24 protein-coding genes and 1 pseudogene are annotated in these 25,556 nt (G+C 61.7%); 20 read left to right on the top strand and 5 right to left on the bottom strand.

What is annotated here, in order from left to right:
• Positions 1 to 402 precede the first annotated feature (402 nt).
• The 14 genes and pseudogenes from AC5ZG1_RS39985 (at position 403) to AC5ZG1_RS39920 (ending at position 16,353) form a co-directional block, all read left to right on the top strand.
• Positions 403 to 927 (top strand): RNA polymerase sigma factor, encoded by a 525-nt coding sequence (locus AC5ZG1_RS39985; RefSeq protein WP_028168187.1) that lies wholly within the window; start codon positions 403 to 405, stop codon positions 925 to 927.
• A 54-nt stretch (positions 928 to 981) separates the two neighbouring features.
• A pseudogene (locus tag AC5ZG1_RS39980) lies at positions 982 to 1,179 on the top strand (FecR/PupR family sigma factor regulator); the annotation flags it as partial.
• A gap of 24 nt (positions 1,180 to 1,203) precedes the next feature.
• Entirely contained in the window at positions 1,204 to 2,058 is an 855-nt protein-coding gene (locus tag AC5ZG1_RS39975) for a FecR family protein (RefSeq protein ID WP_245287585.1), read from the top strand.
• A gap of 284 nt (positions 2,059 to 2,342) precedes the next feature.
• Complete coding sequence (locus AC5ZG1_RS39970; protein WP_496136201.1) at positions 2,343 to 5,729, top strand: TonB-dependent receptor domain-containing protein; 3,387 nt, start codon at positions 2,343 to 2,345, stop codon at positions 5,727 to 5,729.
• A 181-nt stretch (positions 5,730 to 5,910) separates the two neighbouring features.
• Complete coding sequence (locus AC5ZG1_RS39965) at positions 5,911 to 6,714, top strand: hemolysin (protein WP_496136199.1); 804 nt, start codon at positions 5,911 to 5,913, stop codon at positions 6,712 to 6,714.
• A gap of 23 nt (positions 6,715 to 6,737) precedes the next feature.
• The gene (locus AC5ZG1_RS39960; protein WP_063623437.1) at positions 6,738 to 8,549 is read left to right on the top strand and encodes a type I secretion system permease/ATPase; all 1,812 of its coding nucleotides are present in this window, start codon (positions 6,738 to 6,740) and stop codon (positions 8,547 to 8,549) included.
• Positions 8,542 to 9,852: an HlyD family type I secretion periplasmic adaptor subunit gene (locus AC5ZG1_RS39955; RefSeq protein ID WP_028168185.1), complete on the top strand. Its 1,311-nt coding sequence runs from the start codon at positions 8,542 to 8,544 to the stop codon at positions 9,850 to 9,852. Before AC5ZG1_RS39960 ends, AC5ZG1_RS39955 begins: the two co-directional genes overlap by 8 nt.
• Before the next feature lie 432 nt (positions 9,853 to 10,284).
• Complete coding sequence (exbB, locus tag AC5ZG1_RS39950; protein ID WP_035692264.1) at positions 10,285 to 11,235, top strand: tonB-system energizer ExbB; 951 nt, start codon at positions 10,285 to 10,287, stop codon at positions 11,233 to 11,235.
• Positions 11,236 to 11,240: 5 nt separating this feature from the next.
• Positions 11,241 to 11,717: a TonB system transport protein ExbD gene (exbD, locus tag AC5ZG1_RS39945; RefSeq protein WP_028168183.1), complete on the top strand. Its 477-nt coding sequence runs from the start codon at positions 11,241 to 11,243 to the stop codon at positions 11,715 to 11,717.
• Positions 11,714 to 12,565 carry an energy transducer TonB gene (locus tag AC5ZG1_RS39940; RefSeq protein ID WP_028168182.1) on the top strand — a complete coding sequence of 284 codons (852 nt, stop codon included), beginning with the start codon at positions 11,714 to 11,716 and terminating at the stop codon, positions 12,563 to 12,565. Before exbD ends, AC5ZG1_RS39940 begins: the two co-directional genes overlap by 4 nt.
• 118 nt (positions 12,566 to 12,683) lie before the next feature.
• Positions 12,684 to 13,412: an autoinducer binding domain-containing protein gene (locus AC5ZG1_RS39935; RefSeq protein WP_028168181.1), complete on the top strand. Its 729-nt coding sequence runs from the start codon at positions 12,684 to 12,686 to the stop codon at positions 13,410 to 13,412.
• A gap of 191 nt (positions 13,413 to 13,603) precedes the next feature.
• Entirely contained in the window at positions 13,604 to 14,275 is a 672-nt protein-coding gene (locus AC5ZG1_RS39930; RefSeq protein ID WP_196237407.1) for an acyl-homoserine-lactone synthase, read from the top strand.
• 4 nt (positions 14,276 to 14,279) lie between these two features.
• On the top strand, positions 14,280 to 14,804 hold the full coding sequence (locus AC5ZG1_RS39925) for a cysteine hydrolase family protein (protein ID WP_130229736.1): 525 nt from the start codon (positions 14,280 to 14,282) through the stop codon (positions 14,802 to 14,804).
• 577 nt (positions 14,805 to 15,381) lie between these two features.
• On the top strand, positions 15,382 to 16,353 hold the full coding sequence (locus AC5ZG1_RS39920) for an ArdC family protein (protein WP_028168179.1): 972 nt from the start codon (positions 15,382 to 15,384) through the stop codon (positions 16,351 to 16,353).
• 267 nt (positions 16,354 to 16,620) lie between these two features.
• Here the strand turns inward: AC5ZG1_RS39920 and AC5ZG1_RS39915 are convergent, their stop codons facing one another.
• The gene (locus AC5ZG1_RS39915) at positions 16,621 to 16,797 is read right to left on the bottom strand and encodes a hypothetical protein (RefSeq protein WP_165435595.1); all 177 of its coding nucleotides are present in this window, start codon (positions 16,795 to 16,797) and stop codon (positions 16,621 to 16,623) included.
• Between the two features lie 298 nt (positions 16,798 to 17,095).
• Here AC5ZG1_RS39915 and AC5ZG1_RS39910 point away from each other — a divergent pair, with 298 nt between their 5' ends.
• Entirely contained in the window at positions 17,096 to 17,239 is a 144-nt protein-coding gene (locus AC5ZG1_RS39910) for a hypothetical protein (RefSeq protein WP_496136198.1), read from the top strand.
• A gap of 340 nt (positions 17,240 to 17,579) precedes the next feature.
• Here the strand turns inward: AC5ZG1_RS39910 and AC5ZG1_RS39905 are convergent, their stop codons facing one another.
• The 4 genes from AC5ZG1_RS39905 to AC5ZG1_RS39890 all read right to left on the bottom strand — a co-directional run bounded on the left by AC5ZG1_RS39905 (position 17,580) and on the right by AC5ZG1_RS39890 (position 20,627).
• Complete coding sequence (locus AC5ZG1_RS39905; protein WP_035692259.1) at positions 17,580 to 18,248, bottom strand: siderophore-interacting protein; 669 nt, start codon at positions 18,246 to 18,248, stop codon at positions 17,580 to 17,582.
• A 131-nt stretch (positions 18,249 to 18,379) separates the two neighbouring features.
• Positions 18,380 to 19,072: an O-methyltransferase gene (locus tag AC5ZG1_RS39900; protein ID WP_028168177.1), complete on the bottom strand. Its 693-nt coding sequence runs from the start codon at positions 19,070 to 19,072 to the stop codon at positions 18,380 to 18,382.
• A 287-nt stretch (positions 19,073 to 19,359) separates the two neighbouring features.
• The gene (locus AC5ZG1_RS39895) at positions 19,360 to 20,079 is read right to left on the bottom strand and encodes an AraC family transcriptional regulator (protein ID WP_349642707.1); all 720 of its coding nucleotides are present in this window, start codon (positions 20,077 to 20,079) and stop codon (positions 19,360 to 19,362) included.
• A 299-nt stretch (positions 20,080 to 20,378) separates the two neighbouring features.
• Entirely contained in the window at positions 20,379 to 20,627 is a 249-nt protein-coding gene (locus tag AC5ZG1_RS39890; protein ID WP_155255528.1) for a hypothetical protein, read from the bottom strand.
• 803 nt (positions 20,628 to 21,430) lie between these two features.
• On the opposite strand from AC5ZG1_RS39890, the gene AC5ZG1_RS39885 reads away from it, so the two are divergent.
• The 5 genes from AC5ZG1_RS39885 (at position 21,431) to AC5ZG1_RS39865 (ending at position 25,298) form a co-directional block, all read left to right on the top strand.
• On the top strand, positions 21,431 to 21,754 hold the full coding sequence (locus AC5ZG1_RS39885) for a DUF736 domain-containing protein (RefSeq protein ID WP_028168174.1): 324 nt from the start codon (positions 21,431 to 21,433) through the stop codon (positions 21,752 to 21,754).
• Positions 21,755 to 21,855: 101 nt separating this feature from the next.
• Positions 21,856 to 22,668, top strand: coding sequence for a DUF2285 domain-containing protein (locus AC5ZG1_RS39880; protein ID WP_080664053.1), 813 nt, complete (start codon positions 21,856 to 21,858; stop codon positions 22,666 to 22,668).
• A gap of 289 nt (positions 22,669 to 22,957) precedes the next feature.
• A complete protein-coding gene (locus AC5ZG1_RS39875) occupies positions 22,958 to 23,176 on the top strand; it encodes a helix-turn-helix domain-containing protein (protein WP_028168173.1) in 219 nt (72 codons plus the stop codon).
• On the top strand, positions 23,166 to 23,705 hold the full coding sequence (locus AC5ZG1_RS39870) for a S26 family signal peptidase (protein WP_051397182.1): 540 nt from the start codon (positions 23,166 to 23,168) through the stop codon (positions 23,703 to 23,705). The genes AC5ZG1_RS39875 and AC5ZG1_RS39870 overlap by 11 nt, the downstream gene beginning before the upstream one ends.
• A 765-nt stretch (positions 23,706 to 24,470) precedes the next feature.
• On the top strand, positions 24,471 to 25,298 hold the full coding sequence (locus tag AC5ZG1_RS39865) for a Fic family protein (protein ID WP_496136205.1): 828 nt from the start codon (positions 24,471 to 24,473) through the stop codon (positions 25,296 to 25,298).
• Positions 25,299 to 25,556: the final 258 nt, after the last annotated feature.

Genomic DNA, 25,556 nt, shown 5'->3' with positions numbered 1-25,556 from the left:
ACCCCTGATACGACGCGGACAAGACCATCGTCGTCCATGTATCCCCGTCGATCGGTACGCAGCGGCCATTGATCATGGCGTGCGCAGTCTCTTCCGGCCGTTTTCCGTAGCTCTGAATGGAACACAGCCACCGGCCTGCGGCGGACAAGTTCAACCCTAGCTAGAGGCATTATAGATTATTGTCGTTGCGAACGAATTTCTGAGTTTCTAACTGTTTCGCGTGCAGTGGGCGCCCTGATCAATCAAGAGGTTAGCGGGCCGAAGGGGCCGCATGACCGGGTCAAGAGTCATACAACGCGTTGGCCGGCAGGGCCCGACCAGTGTCATGGCCCAAGGGCGAATGGAGGCAAGGCCGGGACCGGGACGCGGCAGGATTGTGCGTGATCGGGGGAGAAGGCTCTGATGAAGGAAGGGCTTGATCCACGCTTCGCTCTGTATCTGTCCTATCGCGCCGTTCTCATCGACTACGCCTCGTACCTGCTCGGCTCTCGCGAGGGCGCCGAGGACCTGGTCCAGGAAGCATTCATCAAATTCATCCCGACAGGTGACGGGAGAACGCCGAGCGCCCGTCCACGATCATATCTGTTCCGTATCGTGCACAATCTGGCCGTTGACGTGCTGCGGCGGAAGCGGCTGGAAAATCTGCGAAGCGCCCACAATGCGCCGGTCTGGGCCAGCTCACAGGCCGCACCCACGCCTGAGGAAACCGTTCTTTATTATGAGAACGAGCGCCGAGCCATGGACATCATCGCCGGGCTGCCGGAGAAACAGCGCATTGCGCTGGAAATGCACAGGTTCGGCGGACACTCGGTCGAAGAGGTGGCTGCCCACCTCGGAGTCTCTGTTCCGACGGTCTACCGTCTCATCCAAGCGGCCGTAGCAACGGTCACGATTCGGCTCGAACAGGACTCGGACGGCCGCGAATAGTCTTGTAAAGAAACATGTGAAGCCAGCGACTTCGTTCGGGTTGACGGCTTTGTCTTGTTCATTGGTAGACGGCGACACAGCACCGCGACAGGGAACATTGGAACGTTGGCTGCGAAACACGATACGGAGCATCAGCTGCTCGAGGAGGCGACAGGCTGGATTCTACGATTGGAAGACGCGTCCCAGGGCTCCGCAGTATTCGATGAATTCAAAGCCTGGCTTGCGGCTTGCGAGCAGAACCGGCGCGCGTGGGAGCGCGCCAACAAGACATGGACCGTGCTCGGCGCGGTCAAACCCGCCTACGATCAGAAGGTTTGGGAAGACGTCGATCCGCGCTTGAAATTGCACGTGGCGCACACCTCCGCACCCGGCTTTTCTCCACGCTCCGGGACGGTGCGCAGATCATATCGTCGACCAATCGAGATTGTTGTCGCCGCGGTTGTCGCGGCATGCGTGCTGTGGATTGCAGCTCCAGCAATCCTCATTGCCATCCACGCCGACTATCGTACCGCCGCCGGCCACACCGAACATATTCGGATGGCAGATGGCTCCGTCGTCGAGCTCGGCGGAGGCAGTGCGATCAAGGCCGATATCGGAACGACAGAGCGCCGCGTTACGCTGCTGGCAGGAGAGGTCTTCTTCGACGTCGCAACCGATACCAGGCGGCCGTTCCTCGTCGATGCGCAGGGCGTCGAAATCAAGGTGCATGGCACCGCCTTCAATATCCAGGCCTCATCGACAAGCACGAAAGTTGCGCTGCTGCGCGGCTCCATCGAAGCCACGCCCGCCGCGAAGGACGAACCATCTGCCGTTCTCAAGCCTGGCCAAATGTTCGTCGTCGATCACATGACAGGTAATGTAAGCATCGAGCCGGTATCCCTTGAGGAAATCGGATCCTGGCGTGAAGGAAAGGTCATTCTGTCCAACGTCACCGTGGAATCGGCCATCGAATTGATCCAGCGCTATTTCTCGGCCTCGATTTTGCTTCCCGACAGAAGCCTTGCGGGCCGCAAGGTGAGCGGGCTGTTCGATCTGCGCGATCCTGACCGCGCGCTCGCTGGGCTCGTCGAGCCCTTCGGCGGCAAAGTCCGTGCCCTGACCCCGTTCGTGCGGATCGTGTCGCGTCTGTAATTGGTTCGCTCGCAAATCTTATAATTCCTCCAAAACGAGCGCTACCGTGAGAATCTTGCGGCAGCTCTACGTCTTTGCGGTCGGAAGTGCATGCCTACGGAGTGGCTGCGCAATGACAAGTGAAGACGAGCGAGTTGATGCATACTGGGGGCGTAACAAATAGAATTGGATCGGTAACACAAAGTAGGTCGAAGCGCGCGACTATCCGATTGCTCCGGAGTGCTGGCGTCTGCGCGCTGTCTGCCGGGCCGGTATTATACGCGCACCTTGCTTTCGCTCAGATCGTGCAAACGCAAGATACGACCGCTCCGGCGCGTCAGTTCAACATTCCGGCTCAGCCGCTGACGAACGCGCTCAGCCAGTTCGGCCGCCAGTCCGGACTTCAGGTCGCATTTCCCTCCGAAGCGTCGCAGGGTGTGCGATCCAACTCCGTTGTCGGTAGCTTCACGCCGCAGCAGGCGCTCGAGCGGCTTCTGCGCGGAACCGGCGTGAGCTACCGCATCACCTCGCAAGGAACGGCCGTCGTTGGCGGGCGACCCTCAGCCGACGCATCAGACGCTGCCGGCCGGCCGGCGGCCGACGGTTCTCTTGTTCTCGATCCCATCAATGTGACCGCCAATCGTTCTACGACGAACGGAGATACGCCCTATGAGACCCCCGGATCGGTTTCGCACGTCTCGCGCGAGCAACTCGATCGCCTGCCGCCGGCGTCGGCCGGCGACGTGTTCATCGATACGCCCGGCGTAATCTCGGCGGGCAATCATGTCGGCACGTCGATCAATCCCAATATCCGGGGCCTGCAAGGCATGGGCCGCGTGGGCACGACGATTGACGGTACGCGCCAGAACACGAGCTCCTATCGGGGCTATATCGGAAACCGCGACGAGACCTATGTCGATCCCGATCTGATCGGCGGTGTCGACATTTCCAAGGGACCGGGCAGCGGAGTGGGTGTTGGGAGCATCGGTGGCAACGTCAATTTCCGCACCCTCGAAGCAGGCGACATCGTCAAGGACGGCCAGACATTTGGTACGCGCGTCAAAGGCAGCCTCGTCACCAACGGGGTAGCGGAGCAGTCGCCAAGTTTCCTGTCGAACAATGCTGTCAACACGGCAGCCAATGGCCGGCCATCCTTTTTCAACGGCGACACATATTCGGGCAGTGCGGCCGTCGCCGCGATCAAGGAGAACTACGAATTCATTGTCGCCTATTCCAAGCACGTGCAAGGCAACTACTTCGCCGGAACAAAAGTCCCTGATGGAATCATATTCCGTCCTGCAAACGCGGTTACGACGACCGCAAATGCCAATTCGCTCGTAAAGCCTGGCCAGGAGGTCTTCAACACCTCCGAAAACACGGATTCGTTTCTTGCAAAAGGAAAGGTGAAGTGGGGCGACGGCCAGTCGCTTGAACTCGGCTATCTCTCCTACAACTCCCATTACGGTGAGATTGATGAGCTGAGCTATCAGGCTGCGATAGTGTCGGGAATTTTACCCTACGGACAATTCCCGCTGTCCGAGACCCGTGTCGATACTTACACGGCCAAATATAAGTATGAGCCGTCGGACAGTCCGTATGTGAAAATGCGGGCCAACCTCTGGCTGACCGATCTTGCGTCGCAACGCCATGGCGTGCTTCCTGGTCCCTACGGCGACACTACGCTCGGCGGAGATGTCGGCAACACCTCCGTGTTCACCACGCCGCTCGGTCAGCTCACCTGGGACAACGGCGTTGAATTCACGCGTGAGCGCGCTACGGCCGAGCAGTTTCCGAGTTCGGTGTCGGGGTCGGAGGGCTGGGAAACCTACGGCCCTTCGGGCGTGCGACTGATGACGGGGACATTCAGCAACGCAAGCCTCAGGCCGATCGACTGGCTGACGCTCTCCGCAGGGCTGCGCTATGACCATTACAATTCCAGCGGCGAAGGATACCTCACCAAGTTTCCTGATCGGTCAGGCGGGCGTGTTAGTCCCAATGCCGCTGTCGTTATATCGCCCATGGAGGGAATCCAGTTCTACGGCCAGTACAAGGAAGGCTACCGCCCTCCGAGCCTCCGTGAAACGCACTGGCATTATCAGGGACTGCTCTGGAATAATCCGGATTTGCAGCCCGAGATCGCCAAGGATTACGAAGCCGGCCTGAATATCCTGCGTAACAACGTTCTCCAATCCGGCGACAAGCTTCGCGTCAAGCTCGCCTATTTCGACAATCACTATGATGACTATATCGTCCGCTACCAGACCGGCAGTGGATCAACCGGGTCGGCTGCGGACCATAAATACGTATGGTACAATATCAACGGCGCCAACTTCCGCGGCTTCGAAATATCCGGAAACTATGACTCGGGCGCGTTTTTCCTCGAGGGCGCCTTCACCAAATACACCAAGATTGAATATTGCGAGACAGCAGGAAGCTGCGCGCCGCCGACGTCACAGTTTGATTTGGCGAGCCCGACGGGCGCACTGAAAAACGATTACGCTGTGAATTATGTCCCGCCGAATTATGCCGGCAGCGTGACGGCCGGCATCCGGTTGTTCGATCAGAAGCTGACGTTGGGCGGACGGGTCCAGTTCTCATCGGCACGCTCGGGCAGCGTCTGGCCGCCAACCAGCGGCGATACATTCACTTGGCCCTCATATCAGGTGTATGACCTGTTCGGCATCTACAAGATCGATGACGACTCGACGATCAATTTCAGCATCGAGAATCTAACGGACCAATATTACTTCGGCGCGCTCACCTCGATCGCCGTCCCGTCGCCCGGCCGAACCGCCCGGATCAGCTACACGACGACGCTGAACGAAACGACGCCTCTCGTTCGTCATCTTCCTAACGCGAGACTCGGAAATGCCTCGGACGGCGCTCCGGGGAGCGACTGGACCGGTCTTTATCTCGGCGGCCACCTCGGTTACGGCCTGGCCCGCACCAAGGGAGTCACGACGGCCGGCGATGGAACGCCCGGAGCTATCCCGGCGACGGAGTCGGCTGACCTGAGCTTCCGCGATCTGACGAGAGGCTTGCAGGGCGGGTTCAATTATCAGTTCTCGAACCGCGTGGTGATCGGTATCGAGGGAGATTATTCCTGGACCAAGTTCCGGAAGACGCAGGACGCCATTGCAACGGAAGCCCCCAAGCTCACGACAGGCAGCTTCCTGCAGGCCAAGACCGACTACCAGTTCGACTGGACGGCGTCGCTGCGCGCCCGCGTCGGCTACGCTTTCGATCGCGTGCTTGTTTATGCGATGGGCGGTCTGACGTTCCTGAACGAAAGCGAAGTTCGCAGTCAGTATCGGGCCGTCAGTGGAAGCGTGCCTAGCACTCAACTCAACTTTCGCGAAGAGGCCTCAGGGACACGTAGCGGATGGACGTTCGGCGGGGGATTCGAATATGCGCTGACCAATAACTGGTCTCTTAGAGGAGAGTATTCTTACGATCATTTCGGAGATAGGGAGTTTCTCTTCCCGAATGCGACCGCCGGCGTGACGCTGCCGTACGCGGTACAGACCCAAATCTGCGCTGTTTACTTTCCTCCGTCCCGCGGCGGCGGATGTCGCCTCTATCGCACCCAGACAGTCACAGTTCCTGGCTCGTCCCAGACGACGAACGGTCGCAGGGCGGAAAACGATCTTGATTTTCATGCGATCAAGATCGGCGTGAACTATCGCTTCTAATTCAAGGGGGCGGCACTTTCACCGCGAGATCGACGCGCGTTACGACAAGTCCGAGGCGGATGCCTATTCCGCGCCGGCCCGGACGGCGACTGCATCGCTAGAGTCCAAGTTTCCCCACCTCTCGACGTGGGGTCCGAGGTTCGTCAGCAAGACGAACGTTTGAGCAAGAGAAGAGGTAAAGATGACTTCCACCATCAACCTTACATCGGCCAGCAGCGATCTTTTGGGATATCTTACCGGTGCCTGGGAAAACGACTTCAACTACAATGACAACGGTGCTTTCTATCCGAACTCCTCACCCTACTCGGAATGGGCGGCGGGCAATAGCGGGGTTTCGGGCGACTCCGGAGTGATCCTGCATGGCTCGGGATTCACCTACTCGCCTCCCGGCGGATTCAGCGGCACCATCACCGAACTGGACTTTGGCCACGGTCTTACTGGCAGCAGCAGTTCTGGTTTCGGATTGACCACGCCCGAACTTTCGATCGAACTCGGCGGCTCCGGCGGCACGAGCCCGGATACGACGTTCAATCAGGCAATCTACGTGCTCTCCCATGGCGGCAGTGTTTATGGCCAAACCGAGTTCGGTCAGCCCTTTGCCGGGCTAGTCGATTATCTCGGCGAGACGGGCACCACCCAGAACGGCACCTCCGGCGACGACTACCTGTACAGCTTCTATGGAAACGACGCGCTCTCCGGAAACGGCGGAAGCTCGGACTTCGACACGTTCAAGTGGGATCATAGCCTCTACGATTCCAGCCACGGTTTCGGAAACGACACGATCACTGACTTCGTTCAGGGCAACGATCTCATCGATTTCAAGAACTATGGCTGGTCCGACTACAGCCAGTTCATCAGCGACAGCCATGTGAACGTCGCAGGTAACACCATCACCTACACCGATCCGACCAACGCGAGCCTGCACAGCACGGTCACGGTCGACGGCGTCTCGAGCCTGTCCGCGTCCGACTTCGCCTTCGTCTGATGGCACCACGAGCGCCACGAACAATGAAGCGGACACCGCCGCAGCCGTTGGCTGCGGCGGCTGTTTCCCGTTTCAAACAAGGCGCCGTCGCGCTGGCGCTGGTCAGCGGGGTCATCAACATCCTCGGCCTGACCGCACCGCTTTTCATGCTCCAGGTTTACGACCGCGTGCTGGCAAGCCGCAGCATTCCGACCCTGCTGGGGTTCTCCGTGCTGGCGATGATCGCCTATGGTTTTCAATTGCTTCTCGAAATCATTCGGTCGCGCGTGCTGCTGCGCGCCGGTGAATTTTTCGATCATGAGCTTTCCCGCCGTGTCCATGAGGCAGTTGTGCGGCTTGCTTTGCAGACACGCGCACCGGGTGATGGTCTCCAGGCCCTGCGCGACCTCGACAACATTCGCAGCTTTCTGTCCGGCCAGGGGCCCGCCGCCTTTTTCGATCTGCCATGGGCGCCGCTCTATCTAGCCATCTGCTTCGGCCTCCACGTATGGATCGGCCTCACCGCGCTGGCGGGGGCCGCCATTCTGACGGCCCTGACCATCCTCACCCACAAGTTGTCGTCGGCTCCGGTCCGGGAGACGATCAAATACGGCATGGAACGCAACGCGATCCTGGACGGGTCGCGCCGCAATGCGGAGGTAATCCGTGCATTAGGGCTCGGTGAACGAAGTGCAGACCGATGGATCGCGGTCAACAGGAAGTATCTGGCCGCGAACAGAAGGGCGGGAGACGTTGGCAACGCGCTCGGCGGCACCGCGCGCGTGTTTCGGATCATGTTGCAATCGGCGGTCCTTGGCGTCGGTGGGTATCTCGTCACTCAACAAAGTGCCACGGGCGGCGTCATGGTCGCCAGTTCCGTCATCTTGGGGCGCGCCCTCGCGCCTGTCGATCTCGCGGTCGCCACGTGGCGGTCCCTTTTGATCGCTCGGCAAAGTTGGGCGCGCCTGCGGGATCTCTTGTCGTTCGTCGCACCTCAAGCAAACATGACCCCGCTGCCGAAGCCGAAGGCGAATCTCACCGCTGAGAGGGTCGGCATCGTGGCGCCGGGCCATAGAAAACCAACGGTCGTCGAGGTCAATTTCGGTATTCACGCCGGCAGCGCGCTCGGTATCATCGGTCCCAGCGGCAGTGGCAAATCGACCCTGACCCGCGTTCTCGTCGGGGTCTGGCATCCCGCCCATGGCACGGTGCGCCTTGACGGCGCCTCGCTCGAGCAATGGGACAACGAAAGTCTTGGCCGCCACATCGGCTACCTGCCGCAGGATGTCGAGCTGTTCGACGGGACAATCGCCGAGAACATCGCGCGTCTCGATCCCTCTGCGGATCCCGACCATGTCGTGAAGGCGGCGAAGGCGGCTGGCGTCCATGACCTCATTCTTCGTTTCGACAACGGATATGACACGCCAATCGGCGAGGGGGGATCGGCCCTTTCTGCGGGACAGCGTCAACGCATTGGTCTCGCACGGGCGCTTTATGGCGATCCGTTCCTCGTCGTTCTCGATGAGCCAAATTCCAATCTCGACACCGAAGGAGAGGGCACTGTCATTCAGGCGATCGCCGCCGTGCGTGCGCGCAAAGGAATAGCAATCGTCGTCGCACACCGGCCGAGTGTGCTCGGCATTGTCGATCTTGTTCTGATGATGGAGAACGGTCGCGCAAGAGCTTTCGGCCCGCGCGATGAGATCCTGCCGCGGATGATGAGGCCGACTTCTGTCCAGCCTGGGTTGAAAAGCTCACCCGCTGATCAGAGGGGGACACATTCGCTCGGACCGCTTCGAGTCGTAGCGGCGCCCGACGACACGTCTCCGGTCCCAACAGAGGAAGGCGATGTCTAACGCTGATGCTGTCGCCGTGGTCCGCTCCATCCGGCACCACCTCATTTTCGGCGTTTTCGCTGTGCTTGCATTCACCGCGTGCATCGGCGGATGGTCGGCGGCTACAGAATTGGCTGGCGCCGTAGTCGCCGACGGCACCTTCGTCGTCGAGTCCTATGTGAAAATGGTCCAACATCCGACCGGTGGTGTGGTCGGCGAATTGTTGGTTCGCGAGAGTCAGCTGGTCAAAGCAGGCGATGTGCTGATCCGCCTCGACGCCACCCAGGTTCGTGCAAACCTGGCCATCGTCAGCAAGCGCCTCAACGAACTGGCCGCCCGCGAGGCTCGGCTTGAGGCCGAGCGCGACGACAAGGACACGATCACGTTTCCGCCCCTTCTCACGGAGCATGCGAACGACCGCGAAGTGGCGCGCGCGATGCAGAGCGAACAGAATCTGTTTCGGTCACGGCACGACACGCGGATTAGCAAGAAGGCCCAGCTTGGGGAGCGTATCAAGGAATACGAGCACCAAATTTCCGGTCTGAAAGACCAGCAGGAAGCATTTGAGCATGGAATACGAGTTCGCGAGCGGGAGTTGGTGGATCTGCGCGACCTGCTGGCAAAAGGCGTCACGTCCGTCCAGCGGCTTAATGAACTGGAACGTGACAAGGCGACACTCGACGCTTATCGCGGCCAGGTCGTCGCGGGGCAGGCGCAGGCGGCGGGCAGTATCGCCGAAGCAAGATTGCAGAGTTTGCAGGTCGATCAAGACTTGAAGACCGAGGTCACCGGCGACCTGCGCGATACGCAGGCGCAGATTGGTGAATTTTCCGAACGCAGGATTGCCGCTGAGGATCAGTTGCGGCGCATCGACATGATCTCGCCCCAGGATGGCTGGGTGCACAACCTGTCGGTTCACACTGTCGGCGGGGTCATCGCTCCACGTGAAACAGTGATGGAGATCGTTCCCGACGAAGACCGCCTGACGCTGGAGGCGCATATCTCGCCAAAGGACATCCACGACGTCCATCTCGGGCAGGATGCAATCCTGCGCCTGACCGCCTTCAACCTGCGCACGACGCCGGAGCTCGACGGGACAGTGAGCCGTGTCGCTGCGGACCTCACGCAGGACCAACGTACGGGCACATCCTTCTATGTCATCAGGATCGCCGTTCCGCCGGAACAGTTCGCTCGTATTGGCGAACGGAAGCTCGTTCCGGGAATGCCCGCCGAGGCCTTCATCCAGACCGGCGAACGCACCGCGCTTTCCTATCTTGTGAAACCGCTTTCGGATCAGATCCACCGTGCCTTCAGGGAAGAATAGCAAGGATGGCCACGATCGAAATCGAAAAGCCTCCTGCAACGCGCCGCGCCAAACGCCTAAAAGCCGCAACGAAGCGCTGGGGTGAGTCATGACGACAACACTTTCTGAACTGGTGTTCAGCGCCTTGTTCTTGATGTTCGTGAACACTTGCACGGTCTTCGCATTTCTATCCGAAGGACAATGTCGTCGGACCATGCGGGCCATCGTTGCGCTGTTCGACAGACGCATCCTCCGGAGCTTTCGTCCTGACGAGAATGGGCGGATTGCCAGCCAACGGGGACGGATCGTTTCAGTGCGGAGCCGACCGGTGGCGCGCATCGCCTCGTGAGCGGGTCGATGGCGCACAACCAAAGCGCGATCGCGGCGAGGATGCGAATGGGCCAACGACCCGCGTTACGGGCATCGATTGATGGACGATTGGAAGGACGTGGCATGATACTATTGCCGAGGCGAGAATGGACGATCACGCCGTTGCTGCTGCTCGTCGTGTTGACCATGGCAATGTCCTGCGGGATGGCCCAACAGCCGGCTGCGCCGCCCGACACCAGCATTGCTGCGCCGTCGGCAGAGTCGATGAAGACGGTCAAGCCGTCTCCCGCCGAGACCACGCCAAGCGACCGTTCCGTGGCATCACGTGGCCCGGATTCGGAGCGCCGGGCCGGCCTGCCGCATGATTTGTCGCCCTGGGGCATGTTCATGGCGGCCGACTGGGTGGTGAAGGCGGTGATGATCGGCCTTGCCTTCGCCTCGCTCGCGACCTGGACTGTGGCTCTCGCCAAGACTGTCGAGGTTGTCTGTGCCCGCGCTAGAGCGACGCGGACAACTCAGGTCATTGCGTCATCGGAGAGCCTTGCAGACGCTGATCGCGTTCTTGCAAACCGGGGTGGGCCCACCGTGTTCATGGTGCGGTCCGCCGGCGAGGAACTGCGTCGGTCGTCCCGGATCCTCCTTCACGCCGGGGACGCCGGCGTGAAGGAGCGCGTCGCGTCGCGTCTCGCCCGCATCGAGGCCCAGGCTGGCCGCCGGCTGACCCGCGGCACCGGGCTGGTCGCCACCATTGGTGCAACCGCGCCCTTCGTCGGCCTGTTCGGCACGGTATGGGGGATCATGAACGCCTTCATCGGCATCTCGCAGACGCAGACCACCAATCTCGCGGTGGTGGCGCCCGGCATCGCCGAGGCGCTGCTCACGACCGCCGTCGGTCTCGTCGCCGCTGTTCCGGCGGTGGTCATCTATAATGTGTTCGCGCGCGCGGTCACCGGCTATCGGCAGGGTCTCGCCGATGCGGCCGCCGAGGTCGAACGGCTCGTCAGCCTCGATCTGGACTTGCGCAAGATGCCCGGCCCCCGCCAGCCTTCGACCTCCGCCGTGGCCGCGGAGTAGGCGTTATGGCCGGCGGCATCCGCGATCGCTTCAAGGACGATCTCGAGGACAACCATGAGATCAACGTCACGCCGTTCATCGACGTGATGCTGGTGCTCTTGATCATCTTCATGGTCGCGGCGCCGCTCGCGACCGTCGATGTTCATGTCGATCTGCCGGCCTCGACCGCGCCGCCGGCGCCGCCTCCCGACAAGCCGGTTTACCTGACGTTGAAGCAGGACCTCACGCTCAATCTCGGCAACGACCCGGTGCCACGGGAGAGACTGCAAGCGGCGATCGAATCGTTCACTGGAGGCAACAAGGATGCGCGCGTCTTCCTGCGCGCTGGCAGGACCGTCGACTATCAACATCTCATGGAGGTGATGAACCTGCTGCGCGAGGCGAGCTATCTGAAGGTCGCGCTGGTCGGCCTCGAAGCGGCGTCAGCAAGCAAGAGCGAACCCGATGAGGCCCGCCCATCACCTGCGGTGGCTGCGCCATGAACGACTTCAATGGCTCGATCACGCGCCGGGCCAAGGTGAGCGAAGCCCTGCTGTGGCTGGCTGCGGGCCTCGTTACGGTCGGCGTCCATGCCGGAGCCGTGGCCTGGCTGCTGCGCGGGAAGGTGGTCGTGGCTGCAGACAATTCACCGCCGGCCGCGATCATGATCGAGCTCGCGGCCGCGCCGGAAGCAATCCAGGCTGCGCGGAACGAGATCACGCCGGACCAGAAATTGGCAGAAGAAAGCGTGCGGCGGAAGGAGCAGAGAGGCGAAGAACGGCCGCCTGAGCAGACGGCCGAACCGGCCACCAGGCCGGTCCGGCCGGCCGAACACCAGGAGATCAAGGAGAAGACCGTCGTGCTGGATAAAGCGGAGGTCCAGCTTCCGACGGAGCAGCCGAAGCCGAAGCCGAAGCAGGAAACCAAGAAGCAAAAACCGAAGGAGAACAAGCCGCCTCTTCGCAAGCAGCAAGCCGCTGCCGAATCGAAGGTCGCCTGGCAGGCGCACGTGGAGGCTCGGCAATCGGACCGCATTGCCGCCGCGCAGACCGCCTCGGGACTGTCGTCAATGTCGCCCGCCAATTGGCAGTCGCTGCTGATGGCTCATCTTGAGCGCCGCAAGCGCTATCCGTCGGACGCAAGAGAGCGCGGCGCGCGCGGGATCGCCTATGTGCGCTTCACGATCGACGGCGCCGGCAAGGTGCTGTCGGCAAGCCTGGTGCGATCGTCCGGATTCGCAGAACTCGATCAGGAGGTGGTGGCGCTGGTGCACCGGGCCTCGCCCGTTCCGGCGCCACCGCCGGGCGTCAGCCGGACGATCACCGTGCCGGTGAACTTCAACGTCAATTAGCGCGCTTCAAGGCGCCAGAGGATCGACAAAGCTACTGTCCTGATTTTCGCTCGAACCCCGCCCTGGCGAAAGGAGGGCGTGAAAGCAAGGAACACCGTTCTGGACGGTGGATTCAAACATGAGCCGGCCCGAACACCTGTTTCAAGAGTTTATCGACGCCCTGCAAACGGCGAGGGATGATCGCGAATTCGAACGGTTGGCAGCACGGTCGGCGCACGGCCTCGGCTTTCGATGGTTTGCGTATTTGAGCATGACCGAGAACGCGCCGAAGTTGATCTCCTCTTATCCGAGATCCTGGACCGACCGTTACTTCCGTCTGAACTATCAGCGCCTTGATCCGGTCATTCACCGCGCCCGCCATGAACACAGCCTGTTCGGCTGGACCACGCAGGGACCAATCCGCCTGCGCAGCAACGAGCAGCGACGGTTCTTCGTCGAGGCCGCGACCTTCGGCATCAAGTCCGGCATCACCATCCCGATCAGAAGCGGTTTCGGGCGAACCGCCGCATTCACCTTGGCAACCGACGATCCTAACTTGCAGCTCGACCGGTTGCTCGCTAGCTCAGGCGACATCCTGCAACTGATCGGCCTCTACTTCCACACCCATGTTTCCAAGCCGCCAGTCGCAACAGACGACGCCGGCAGCGGTGAGGCCATTCTCAGCCAGCGGGAGCGGCAGTGTCTGTCATGGGCCGCGCGCGGCAAGACGTTGGCCGAGACCGCAGTCCTGGTTGGCGTTACGCCTCGCACCATCGCGTTTCACGTGGAGAACGCCCGGCGCAAGCTCGGCGCGGTATCGATTGCGCATTGTGTCGCACTGGCGCTCCGTCGCGGCCTTCTGTCCTAGCGCCGCGGGCGCCGACCTTTCCGGATACGGCTCAGCTCAAAAAAGCGTATTCACTTCGTCTGGAAACGCTTCTGCTTGCTTGCTAACGGTTGCTCAAGCTTCCTGACCTTGGCAGGTGACCTGTCAAATAGCACAGGCGCTCGACGGCGCGCGTTCTGCTCTGCTGCGCTCTCGCTTAAAGGGAGCTCGCCATGCGCGTCATTGTTCTCGATCATCGTCAGGCCGGACAGCATCTCCATTTGCTTGCCGAGATGTTTCGGCTGCGCCGCCGCGTCTTCAAGGATCGTCTTGGCTGGACCGTCTCCGTGTCGGGAGATTTTGAAATCGACATATATGACACCCTGGATCCGACGTATCTTCTGGCTATCTCGGAGCAGGGGACGGTCTTGGGCTGTGTGCGGCTTCTGCCCACCACCGGCCCGAACATGCTGTCGGATACCTTTGCGGTCTTGCTCGGTTGCAAGGACGCACCACGAAGCGAGCACGTCCTGGAGAGCTCGAGATTCTGCGTCGACACCGAGCGTGCGCCTCAGATCGGCCATGCGGGTGTCAATCGAGCGACCTTCGCCCTGTTCGCTGCGATGTTGGAGACCATGCGAGCAAGGGGCGCTCGGTCAATCGTAACCGTCACTGACACCAGGATGGAGCGCATCCTCAGGCGCGCCGGGTGGCCGCTTGAAAGATTGGCTCCGCCGCAGGTACTTGGTCAAACCACCGCGCTGGCCGGACTGCTGCACGATTCCGATCGGGTGCTTGAGGCGATGTACCATCACGCCGGTCTTGACGGTGCCGTTGTTGTGCTTCCCGGTGCAGGGGCGACGGCCGGCCTGGTCAGTCTCGAGTTCACGGCTCAAACAGGATGAACCGATGTTGGCCGATCCTCACCATAGCTGCATTGTTCTGTTGAACCCGACGCGTGGCAGAACGGATGCGCTTGCCGCGCTGCGCAGCGGAAGTCTGTTCCTGCTTCCGGTCTGTCACGAGTTCTTTGCCGTGCCTCAGTTCGCGGTCGGCGCGTATGAACGGGACGCGCTTCCGGATCAGATCACCGCTTCACTTGAGCATGTTGATCTGGACGCTCTGACCTTGTGGCGAGATCATCGATTTGCAGAGCGTCTTGCCCGCGCCGATGTCAGTGTCATTTTCCTGGGCGGAGGATTTCTGGAGGAAGAGGTCCTCATTGCGGCGCTGGAGGGGGCACGACAGGGTTACGATATCCGGCTGCTCGCAGACCTGGCGGTGGCGCGCCTGGAAGCCGACCGTGCGCTGGTTCTCGATCGGCTCGCCCACCATGGAATCGTCGCGACCACAATCCGGCAGGCCTTGTTGGAATGGGCGGTGTCGCTGGACGATCCGGCCGTGAGCCGAAAAATTCAAGGCTTGCTTTCGTAGCAGGCGCCTCCCGCAAGCTCCCGCTTGCGGGCCGGGCTCTCGTGAACCGAGCCCGTCTTGCGGTCTCGGCCTTCGGCTTCAATCCCTGGCGCAGCCGCCGCACTGCGATCCTCATTGGCCGCACGCGCCTTTGTGAAAAAAGGGTGTCAAAAGCACAATCTTGAGAAGTGGAAACCGGTCGCGACAAACGCAAAGCGTTTGCATCGGAAGGTCACCTCAAACAAACAGATCGGATCGATCCGATTCCGTCCAATCGGATGGTCAAGCGCGTCGTGGATGCGCCGGCCACGGCGAACAAGCAGACCTGATGGAGCCGGCCGCCGGCGGCCGGCACATTTTGATCTGGCCCGCGGCGGCGGGGTGGGCGGCGCTCCCGTATAGCCCCGAACCGGCAGGCCGCAACCACGCCCCGCCAAAGCCGCTCATGACGATCATTTGCGTTGGCCGCGGTCCTCCGCATCCGCTCCGGCCGTTCCGGTGCTGCCTGCCTCTGCTGTTCGGGGCTGTCCGGTCGCTCTTCGCCGCCCACCCCGCCTTCCGGGGGCCGGGCGTGGAAGAGGAGCGAGCGGAGATCGTCATGTCCAAAACGTCAGCGCAACGCCGTGCCACAACGACGAAACAAAGCCTCTATCAAGAAATCACCTCTCGGATCATCGCCGAGCTTGAGGCGGGCGTCTTCCCATGGGCGCGGCCGTGGGGCACCGGTGGCGGCAGCCAGGCGTTCGCGCTGCCGCGAAACGCCGCGACAGGCACGAGGTACTCCGGCATCAATATCCTGATCCTGTGGGGCAGGCTGTTCGAGGCCGGCTTTACCTCGCAGCGCTGGCTCACCTTTCGCCAGGCAACAACGCTCGGCGGAAGCGTCCGCAAAGGCCAGCACGGCGTCACCGTTTGCTACGCCGACCGCTTTGTCCCGAAGCGGAACCGGCGAGCGGCCGAGCAGGCAAGATCCGAGAGCACGGAAGCGGACGAGGAACAGGCCGCCGTTCCGTTCCTGCGCCGCTATACGGTTTTCAACGTCGACCAATGCGACGGCCTGCCCGACCACTGCTTTGCGCACACACCCGCGCTGCCGGATCGCGAGATCGTGCCGCAGGCCGAGGCGCTGGCGGCGGCAACCCGCGCCACGATCCGCATCGGCGGCACCAAAGCCTTCTACGATCGCGCAAACGACAACGTCCAGATTCCACCGCAGCCCGCCTTCTTCGAGCAGATCAACTATTACCGGACGCTGTTTCATGAGCTCGGCCATTGGACCGGCCATGCCAGCCGCCTCAACCGTGATCTGTCCGGCGCGTTCGGGTCAAGGCTCTATGCCAATGAAGAGCTGGTCGCAGAACTGACGGCTGCCTTCGTCTGCGCTGCGCTGTCGATCAAGCCGACCGTGCGGCATGCCGACTATCTCGGCGCCTGGCTAAACGTCCTTCGCGAGGACAGCCGCGCCGTCTTCCGCGCCGCGAGCAAAGCCTCCAAAGCCGCCGACTTCCTGCTGGCGTTCGGCGCGGGCGGCTCCGCCGCGCAAGCAGCCCAAGGTGATGACGCGTCGTGATGGGTCTATCGGCGAGACCGGCGCAAGCCCAAAGGCAAATCACGCAAGCCGGCGAGCTGATGCCCGCCGGGAATTCCCCGCCTCTGGCTGCGGCTTGCGGCTGGCGCCGCCGGCGCGACCACAGGCCATCTCGCCGATCACAAAGCCTCTCGACCTCGGACCTCGTCGACACGGCCGCACGCAACCAACTGGGCCCACCCGCACCACAAAGGGAGAGCGAACCTCGACTGCGCAACATTGCCCTCAGCGAGCTCATCAGAGCGCCGGTCAATGTCCGAACCAGAGCACGGCGGCCACCAGGAAGATGCCCATGACGATCATCAGCACGTCGACCTCGTTCGGTGGCGTGATGAAAGAGGCAGATGATGCGGCGCCGCCCGATGCGGGTGCAAATCTATCGAGCCCGCCAACACGCTGAACACGATCATCCGCGATCATCTGCATGGCGAGGAACGCCCTTGTGCCGAAAGCTCCGCGCCGCGATGCATGCGTTTCCGATCAGCCATTTGATCCCGGACACGACACGGAAAAGTGCCGGCGCATGCAAAGCCATTAATGCTTTGTTTACTTGAGCTTGTGCTGCCCGATTCGGGCGCGGCGGCCTGATCCGGAGCCGAATTTTCCGTTGCCGAGTCGCGGACGGGTCAACCTGGCAGGCTGCAAATTTAGTGGATCGCGATCGGCGCGACTCGCTCTATAGCTCGCAAAAAGCAAGCGCGTGCACCGCATCATGGAGCCTGAGATGGCGAGCCCGTTCAGGGGGGTTCCGGACCCGCAAGCAACAACGCTCAGGCGCATCTGCCTCGCTCAGGCCATCGTTGGCCTGTCGGCGCTGGCGTCGACCGCCGTGCTGCTGACGACGTCCATCATGCACGGGCTGCGCTAGAGCGTTTTCAAGCGAGGTGGACACCGGTTCGCATGGCAATTACGTTTACGCAGATTGCGTAGACCTATCTGCGCAGAAAACGCGTCAAAACAGGAATCGAGAGCTTCGGTTCTGATTCAATCAGAACCGAAAATGCTCCAGAGCTCACGGAAGCACCGTTTCCATCCGCGTCGGGCCTGGATCACCAACGCAGGCAAATTCAACAGCCGGAGCGCACGGCGCTCCACTGGCACAGGATGGCTAGAGGATGATCCGGAAAGTGGAAACCGGTTTTCCGAAAAGGTCATGCTCAAACAAGGAGATGAGATCATGATCCGCTTCCGTCCAATCGGATCATGATCTAGTCCAACCCGGTCTTGCCCTGCGCCCAATAGGCCTTGGTCTTCACCCGCGATGATGCGAGACCGGCTGCTTTCAGGGCCCGGCTTACGCGCTGGATCGACGATGCCTTGCCGGTAAGAACGAAATGCGCGCCGCGTGCGGCAAGGCGCAACATCTCGGCTTCCGCCGCTGCGAGATGGGCGTCGTCGGCGAGGCGCTCGATCAACGTCGCTTGGCCGAGGCCGATCGCCTCCAGCACCGGCCGCGACTCCGCGACGTCCGAGACCTCGAGCACATGGATTGCACCGTCGGCCTGCGGGCACTCGCGGAGCGCCGCCGCCAGGCCGAACGAGGTTTCATCGCCGAACAGGACCACCGGCGATTCAAGGCCCGATAGATCGAGCGAGCGGCGCGGACCGAAGAACTGGCAGGTGTCGCCTGCGCTCAAGTCCCTTGCCCATCGGCTGCCGGGACCGTCGCCATGCGCGAAGGTGAGCATGCGTATCCTGCCGTTGCCGGCGTCCCACGACATCGGTGTGTAGGTCCGCGCGCTGAGGCCCGAGCCGATCGCCACCTGGACCTTTTGGCCAGCCGTCCAGGCGACGTTCCTGAGCGCTTCGCCTTCCAGCTCGGCCAGCCGAAACTGCGGCGAGAGCGTCTCGACTGCGGCAACGCGCGCAGGACGCATCAGCCATCGCAGCAGCGTCCGCGTGAGTCGGCCCGGGGGCGCGAGCGGCGGCGTAGAAATTTGCCTGCGAACGGGTTGCATCAAAAATTCGCTCCATTCACCGACATGTCGAGGTCGCAGCCCCGAGCGGATCACTTCGTCTTCACCGTGAATTCGTTGCCGCGCCCGGGATCGACAGGCAGCGGCAGCGAGAGATAACCGTTCTGCGGATCGCGCACGTAGTCGATATAGCCTGAGGCTTCCGAGAACGCGTTCTCGCCGATGATGATCGCGCCGGGCTTCAGATGCGGCTCCAGCAGCTTGAGAATGGGAAGATAGAGGATGAAGGCGCCGTCGAGCATCACCATGTCGATGTCGCCGCCGACGCCGGGCTTGAGGGTTTCGCGCGCATCGCCGACCCGAAACTCGACCAGGTCGTCCAGCCCGGCGGCAGCGAGGTTCGCCCACGCGCGCTCCGCCTTGCTGGGTTCGAGATCGGTCCCGATCAGACGGCCGCCGCCCATGTCGCGCAGCGCTGCCGCCATGTAGATGGCGGAAACCCCCATCGACGAGCCGAACTCGACAATGCGCCTAGCCTTGCAGCTGCGGGCGCACATGTAGAGAAACCGCCCGAATTCCGGGGAGACGCTGAGGAAATTGCCGGCGAAACCGTGATACAGTCCCGCCAGATCCTTGGTCTCAGCCTCGATGACCTGGCTGATCGCCTGCTCGGCATTGGTCATCTCGCTCGCGTAGGTTTGCATCAACGGTGCATCGGCCGCTTCCGCTTCCCCATGCAGGCGTTTAAGAACCTCCGCGACCGGGCCGCTGCTGAGTGAATCCATGTATCGGGCTCCTTCGGTCATGATCCGATTGGATGGAATCCGATCACGATCTCATCTCTTTGTTTTGCACACGATCTTCCCACGCAAACGCCTTGCTTTGGTCGCGAGGGACAACCGGTTTCCACGTTTCCGGATCATGCTCTAGAATGCGCCCCCCGGCGCGCCAGGGGTGTCAGTGCTCAGAGGCAGGATAGGAGATCGCCCGCCTGACCGCATTCCGCAAACGGGACAATATATTGCGATTTCCGGTCAGTGCGCGCGTGGGGCTTCGCGCGATACGACGGAGATCACGCGGCGATGCGGCGTTCCGACAGATATCGGGCGGGCGGCTTGCCCAGGGCCTTGCGGAACATGGTGACGAAGGCGCTCGCGCCCTCATAGCCGAGATCGAGCGCCACGGTCTGGACCGACGCCCCTTGGTCTAAACGCTGCAGGGCAATGAGGATATGGAGCTGCTGGCGCCAGCGGCCGAAGCTCATGCCGGTCTCGCGTTTCAGGGCGCGGGTCAGGGTCCGCGGGGCAACGGCCATGCGCCGGCCCCACTCGTCTAACGTTGCGCGGTCGGAGGGATCGGCCATCATCGCGGCGGCGATCTTGCGCAGCTTGGCGTCGACCGGCATCGGGAAGTTCAGCTTCTCGACGGGCGCTACAGACAGTTGGTCGAGCAGCACCGTGGCGATCCGGCCGTCGGCGCCGTCGACATCGTACAGGACCGGCATCTCGGTGACGTGCATCAGCAAACGCTCCAGCAATGGCGAGATCGACAGCGTGCAGCATTGCCTGGGCAGCGCCGAGGCCGCATCCGGTTCGACGAACAGAAGATATACCTCGACATTTCCGGCGAGGGTCACGCTGTGGGGAAGATTGCCAGGAATCCATACCGCGCAGCGCGGCGGCACGATCCAGACGCTTTGGTCGGCTTCGCACCTGACGACGCCCCGCAAGGTCAGGACAAGCTGGGCCTTCCGATGCTCGTGAATGGCCATCTCCATGCCCTTGGTGACCATGTCGACGCCGACGGCGACGACGGCGCGTGGCACGTTCTCGGGAGAGAAACCGGCGCCACCAGCGGAGGCGAGGTCGTTTTCCTCGGGACGATAGAACGGCATGGCGGCTGAAGATCGATCCGAATGCGACTGACCAGATCAGACAATATCAGTCCGCGGTTGCGCCTATCAACAGGGCAGCCCCGCTTTGGAGCATGATCCGGAAAAGTGGAAACCGGTTTTCCCTGCGACAAACGCAAAGCGTTTGCGTGGGAAGATCATGCTTAAACAGAGAGATGAGATCATGGTCCGATTCCATCTCATCGGATCATGTCTAGCCGGCGGCTCTCCACCGCCGACACATTCACGGCAAATATTGAATGTCGGTCGGTCCCCGCCGTCGGCGCGACCCGTTTGACCAGGCGATCAAGATGGTGGTCACAGCGGATTCCACCGGACGCCGACGCGTAGCGCGAACAGGCCGTCGGGCCCGTCGGCGAACGAACTACTTCTTTTTCTTCTTCTTTTTTCGCGGTGGTCTTCTTCGCCTTTTTCGCTTTCTTGGCCATGGGGCCCTCCATCAATCGTTCAAAGAAAATCATCAAGGCGCGGGCCCCGTGAATCGGCCTGCATGAAGAAAGCATAGCATCGAATTTGCCGGCTTGATATCGGAAGGCCCTCATCGCGCCGCGTGAATGGCGTGGAGTCGTCCCGCATGAAAAGATCATGCGTCAGGGCGACGGAATGGCCCCGCCGAGCGGTCGTCACCAGGGCTGATGGCGGCAGTCCGCAGGATTTTAGATCAGGACGAACGCTGTCGTCACCCGGATGCAGCGCGCCCCAGATTGGCAGGGCGCGTGCGGAGGCCGACATGGGCGCCGCAGGCGACAGGCTCACATCGTCCTTGCCGCTGTTCTCACGGCTGCGAACCGGCCTTGCGCAGACGTCGCGCGGTGTTCTTCCGCAAAACAGGGCAGGGCTTTTCGCTGTCGTCCGGTTCGGGATGAGGTCGATGTCGGCGCGGATGGAAACGGTCCTGTGCTGGTCTTGCTCGCCGCATGTCGCGCTGCGACGGCCCGATCGGGCAGGGCCTTGTCCTTATCCGTTGACTGCGGGTCCGATCTCCCTGCGCGTGGCAAACAGACCTATGGCAAGCGCCCCGCCTCTTCAAAACCCTCGCCGTCGGCTTTTTTCCCCGCCGGAACGTTCCGGCTCCTCGCGGCCGCTTCGCTCTAAAAAAAGCTGCCGGCTCGGGTGCTCCGCATTCGCTCTGCCCCGCGTGGATGCGGGTTCGAAGGCGTTGCGCCCGCCATCACGGTCTCGCCATCGCGAGGGGATCGGCTCCTCGCGAACAACAGATGAGGACAAGACCATGACCGCCATCGGATACGTCACCAAGAACGACAACGGCAGCTACAAGGGCCAGCTCCGGACCGTCTCCATCCGCGCCGACATCGACATCATCCCGAACCGGGACAAGACCGCCGATACCCATCCCGACTTCCGCGTCGTGACCCAGGGCGTCGAGATCGGCGCGGGCTGGATCCGCCGGGGCGAGAACAGCGGCAGGGACTATGTGAGCCTGTCGCTCGCAGCGCCCGAGTTCGGTCCGCGCAAGCTCTACGCCAATCTCGGCCGCGCCGCCGGCCAGGATGACGACAGCGTGTTCGCCCTGATCTGGAACCCGGCGGACTGACGCCAAACGGCCCCCGCGACAACTGCTCGCGGGGGCCGTCCTCTCGCCCCATTTGATCGAAACGATCGGCTCGAGAAGACGTCAACGTCCCGGGGGCGGTTCTGAACGACGCCAGCAATCAAGCGCGCCAAGGCGCCCGCGCCGCGTTTCTTGACGCGACAGGCTTCGACGCCAGCGACTGGGCCTGGGAGTTCTTGCGCCGCAATCCCGACTACATCGGCGAATGGCGCAGCGCCGTTCCGCGACATCTGCCCTGCATTACCTTGAAGGACGGCACGCAGGTCTTGCGGCTACCGCGACGCTTTCCCCGCGCCGAAAAATGGGGTCTCTCCGCCTTTGCCGACCCGGGGCTGGATGCACCCAAGGTGCCGGTGTTCTGGCACGCCCATGCGCTGAAACGGATCGTCCGCCTGGATGCACGGAAGCCGAGGTCAGATGCAGACGCCGCCCGGTTCTCACTGGCCGGCTTCAAGGTCGAACGCAGGGCCGTCATTAACGTGGACGGCATTCCACTCGTGCTGATCAAGGGAAACGGTGCCTATGTCGCCGTCGAAATCCACGGCCTCTCCGTCCTGACCGCCTCCTTTGCGCCGGTCTTCGAACTGCACGACCTTGCTGACCTTGCGGCGCAGACCGAGCTCTTGAAGCGATTGCAGCGCTTCACTGAAGCTGACGTGAGAACGGTTCCAAGGCAGGCGGGAAGCGGCGATGAACGCCTCCATCACGCGCTGATCGCGCTCGATGAAAGCCTCAACGGCAAGACCTACCGGCAGATCGCGATCACGATCTTCGGAGAGAAAAAAGTTGCCGAGGAATGGCTCGGTCCCAGTCAGTTTCTCAAGGATCGCACGCGCCGGCTTGTCGCCAAGGGAACCGAGTTGATGAAGGGCGGCTATCGCGATCTGCTGTATTAGAACGTTTCAAGCGAAGTCGGTACCGGCTCGCGTGAAGAACACGCATCAAAACAGGAATCGAGGGCTTCGGTTCTGATTCAATCAGAACTGAAGCTACTTTAGAACTTGGCTGGCCGTTGTCGGATGCCGGTCTTGCGCACGCCGATCGTCGCCCGCTTGACGAGCTTGGCTCGCGCGGGATGGCGAAACGGGCGCCTCTCATCTTCACCACTCCCAAAACCGCTCACAATCAGACGACGCTTCCTCTCCTACCTCAACCCCAGGGAGGTATGGAATAGGGAGCGTCGAAATGACCAAGAATGAAGAAAAGGTGCCGGACAAGCCGTTCCTCAATACCGTCGAGGCCGCCGCCTGGCTGAGGCTCACCAAGAACACGCTGGAGAAGATGCGGGTGCAGGGGCGAGGGCCCGCCTACCGCAAGCACGGACGCTATGTCCGCTACCACATCGAAGATCTCGTTGAATGGTCGCAGGCCAACAAGCGGAGGTCGACCTCCAATGCCGATTGATCGCACCCAACTAGCGCGCCAGGTCGGCGTTCTCTCGACCATGTGCGCCGGCATCATTGCCATGCTGGTGTCGTCCGCACCCGCGGTACCGCTTCTGATCTACAACGCCTCGGGCAGCGCGCCCTTGGGCTTCTATTATCTGGAGCCACGATTGCCGAAGCGCGGTGAGCTCGCAGTATTCAAGCCGCCGCCGGCGATCGAATTGTTCATCATCGCGCACAAAATCTTGCCCGTGCCGGTGCCGCTGCTGAAACAGGTCGCCGCTATCGGCGGTGACGAAGTCTGCCGCGCCAAGGACCCGATTGGCACCATTGCCATCAACGGAAAGGTCATCGCCGAGGTGCTCGACAAGGACCGCGACGGGCGGCCGCTGCCGGCCTGGGAGGGGTGCTTGAGGCTCGTCGAGGGCGAGTTCTTTCTGCTGCAGCCACACCCGCATTCGTTCGACTCGCGATATTTCGGGCCGGTGTTGAGGTGCGATATTGTCGGCGTGGCGCGGCCGATCTGGACCTGGAATCCAGCAGGCTAAAGCCGGGTGACTTTTCTTCGCATCGTCATCCCTCTTTGTTTGAGCATGATCTTCCCACGCAAACGCTTTGCCTTTGTCGCGAGGGAAAACCGGTTTCCACGTTTTTGGATCATGCTCTAACAGTCACCGCGGAGGGCGGCATCCTGTGCCGCAGGAGCCGGGTGCCCGGGCGGGCAGCCGGCGGGATCTCGCGGGATCGGCCAAGTAAGCGGCCAAAATAGCCATCAGGTAGGATTTTCTTCAGTTGTTTAAATTACTTATATGAGCTATGGATCGGCCAAAATTGACTTCCAAGCTTCTCGCTAAAATCGGCCACAGGATCGGCCAAAGCGGCCGCCATCAAGAAGAAAATTATTCATTTTTAATGCCTTAGCATAACATAAAATCGGCCGACATGAACCTACGTCTCGAAACCGTCGAACGCATCGAGCCCGCTAGGCTGGAGGAGATTTCCGAAGCCATCTCGGACGTGGTGGCGGAGCTTTCGGCGGCAACCGCCAAGCTCGGTTACGCGCTCCATCCGCAGACCGCGGCCCATCTGGCGGATCTCGTGCGGATCATGAACACCTACTACAGCAACCTGATCGAAGGTCATAACACCCGGCCACGGGATATCGAACGCGCGATCGGCGGTCATTTCGACAACGACGAAGGGCGGCGCAATCTGCAGATCGAGGCGGCCGCCCACGTCCATGTGCAGTCCGAAATCGATTCCATGGCGCTCGACAATCGCCTGCCTGAACCGGCCTCGATCGATTTCATTCTCTGGCTCCATCGCGAATTCTATCGCGACGCTTCCCCCGAAATGCTTCGGATCTGCGGCAATGGCACCGAGTTCACGATGGAGCCCGGCACCTGGCGGTCGCGAAACGAGCACACGTTGCAGTCGGCCGGCATCAGCCACCTTCCAGCGAGCGTGTCGCGGCCTTTATGGAATATTTCGCGGAGCGTTATCGCTTCGAACGCCTGGGCAAGGCGGCGCGGATCATCGCCATTCCAGCGGCGCATCATCGCTTCAACTACATTCATCCGTTCGCGGACGGCAATGGTCGTGTCAGCCGCCTGATGAGCCACGCCATGGCGCATCAGGCCGGCATCGGAGCCCGTGGGCTGTGGTCGGTCTCGCGCGGACTGGCGCGTGGTCTTACCGGCCCAGGCGATTACAGGCGGATGATGGACCACGCCGACACGCCCCGGCAGGGCGATCTCGATGGCCGTGGCAACCTCTCGCAACGCGCTTTGAGCGAATTCATTCTCTGGTTCCTGCGCGTGTGCCTCGATCAGGTGACGTTCATGTCAGGCTTGTTCGAGATCGACACGTTGGCTCAGCGATTGCGGAGTTTCGTCGACCGCAGCGAGAAGCTCAAGCCTGAAGCCGCCCGTCTTCTGGAGGAAGCGCTCATACGCGGACAGTTCGAGCGCGGCGAAGTCCCGCGCATCACCGGCCTGCCCGAACGGACGGCACGGCGCGTCTTCAACGACGTCGTCGCGACCGGTCTTCTTGCGTCCGAAACGCCCAAGGGGCCGGTGTCGCTGCGCTTTCCGATTGCTGCGCTCGACGTGCTGTTTCCACGCCTGTTTCCGGAGATCTAGAGGACACGGACGGCTTCGCGAGGCCGACGCGGCGATTTCCGGGAACGGATTTTACGCTCAAGCTTGCACGCTCTCAACTTGGACGAAGGTGCCGTCGCCTGTTGCGGAACGCCGTATCGCCGCGCAGCGATGCTCTACAAATCGATCCGTTATCCAGCGTGAAGCAATCAGTGGGCAGCTAGTTAGCGTCTGGCTCTCGCACGTCGGTCAGGTATTGACATGATCCGTCGGTTTCCAGGCCCACGGCAGCAGTTCGTC

It is taken from the genome of Bradyrhizobium sp. Leo78 (assembly GCF_059512425.1).
The sequence above is the reverse complement of the archived record's forward strand: the minus strand, read 5'-3'. Positions and strand labels throughout refer to the sequence as shown.

Coding starts and splice junctions, on each gene's coding strand:
- AC5ZG1_RS39985 (WP_028168187.1), top strand. CDS start 403: ATGAAGGAAGGGCTTGATCCACGCTTCGCTCTGTATCTGTCCTATCGC.
- AC5ZG1_RS39965 (WP_496136199.1), top strand. CDS start 5,911: ATGACTTCCACCATCAACCTTACATCGGCCAGCAGCGATCTTTTGGGA.
- AC5ZG1_RS39960 (WP_063623437.1), top strand. CDS start 6,738: ATGAAGCGGACACCGCCGCAGCCGTTGGCTGCGGCGGCTGTTTCCCGT.
- AC5ZG1_RS39955 (WP_028168185.1), top strand. CDS start 8,542: ATGTCTAACGCTGATGCTGTCGCCGTGGTCCGCTCCATCCGGCACCAC.
- exbB (WP_035692264.1), top strand. CDS start 10,285: ATGATACTATTGCCGAGGCGAGAATGGACGATCACGCCGTTGCTGCTG.
- exbD (WP_028168183.1), top strand. CDS start 11,241: ATGGCCGGCGGCATCCGCGATCGCTTCAAGGACGATCTCGAGGACAAC.
- AC5ZG1_RS39940 (WP_028168182.1), top strand. CDS start 11,714: ATGAACGACTTCAATGGCTCGATCACGCGCCGGGCCAAGGTGAGCGAA.
- AC5ZG1_RS39935 (WP_028168181.1), top strand. CDS start 12,684: ATGAGCCGGCCCGAACACCTGTTTCAAGAGTTTATCGACGCCCTGCAA.
- AC5ZG1_RS39930 (WP_196237407.1), top strand. CDS start 13,604: ATGCGCGTCATTGTTCTCGATCATCGTCAGGCCGGACAGCATCTCCAT.
- AC5ZG1_RS39925 (WP_130229736.1), top strand. CDS start 14,280: ATGTTGGCCGATCCTCACCATAGCTGCATTGTTCTGTTGAACCCGACG.
- AC5ZG1_RS39920 (WP_028168179.1), top strand. CDS start 15,382: ATGTCCAAAACGTCAGCGCAACGCCGTGCCACAACGACGAAACAAAGC.
- AC5ZG1_RS39915 (WP_165435595.1), bottom strand. CDS start 16,797: ATGCAGATGATCGCGGATGATCGTGTTCAGCGTGTTGGCGGGCTCGAT.
- AC5ZG1_RS39910 (WP_496136198.1), top strand. CDS start 17,096: ATGGCGAGCCCGTTCAGGGGGGTTCCGGACCCGCAAGCAACAACGCTC.
- AC5ZG1_RS39905 (WP_035692259.1), bottom strand. CDS start 18,248: ATGCGTCCTGCGCGCGTTGCCGCAGTCGAGACGCTCTCGCCGCAGTTT.
- AC5ZG1_RS39900 (WP_028168177.1), bottom strand. CDS start 19,072: ATGGATTCACTCAGCAGCGGCCCGGTCGCGGAGGTTCTTAAACGCCTG.
- AC5ZG1_RS39895 (WP_349642707.1), bottom strand. CDS start 20,079: ATGGTCACCAAGGGCATGGAGATGGCCATTCACGAGCATCGGAAGGCC.
- AC5ZG1_RS39890 (WP_155255528.1), bottom strand. CDS start 20,627: ATGGCCAAGAAAGCGAAAAAGGCGAAGAAGACCACCGCGAAAAAAGAA.
- AC5ZG1_RS39885 (WP_028168174.1), top strand. CDS start 21,431: ATGACCGCCATCGGATACGTCACCAAGAACGACAACGGCAGCTACAAG.
- AC5ZG1_RS39875 (WP_028168173.1), top strand. CDS start 22,958: ATGACCAAGAATGAAGAAAAGGTGCCGGACAAGCCGTTCCTCAATACC.
- AC5ZG1_RS39870 (WP_051397182.1), top strand. CDS start 23,166: ATGCCGATTGATCGCACCCAACTAGCGCGCCAGGTCGGCGTTCTCTCG.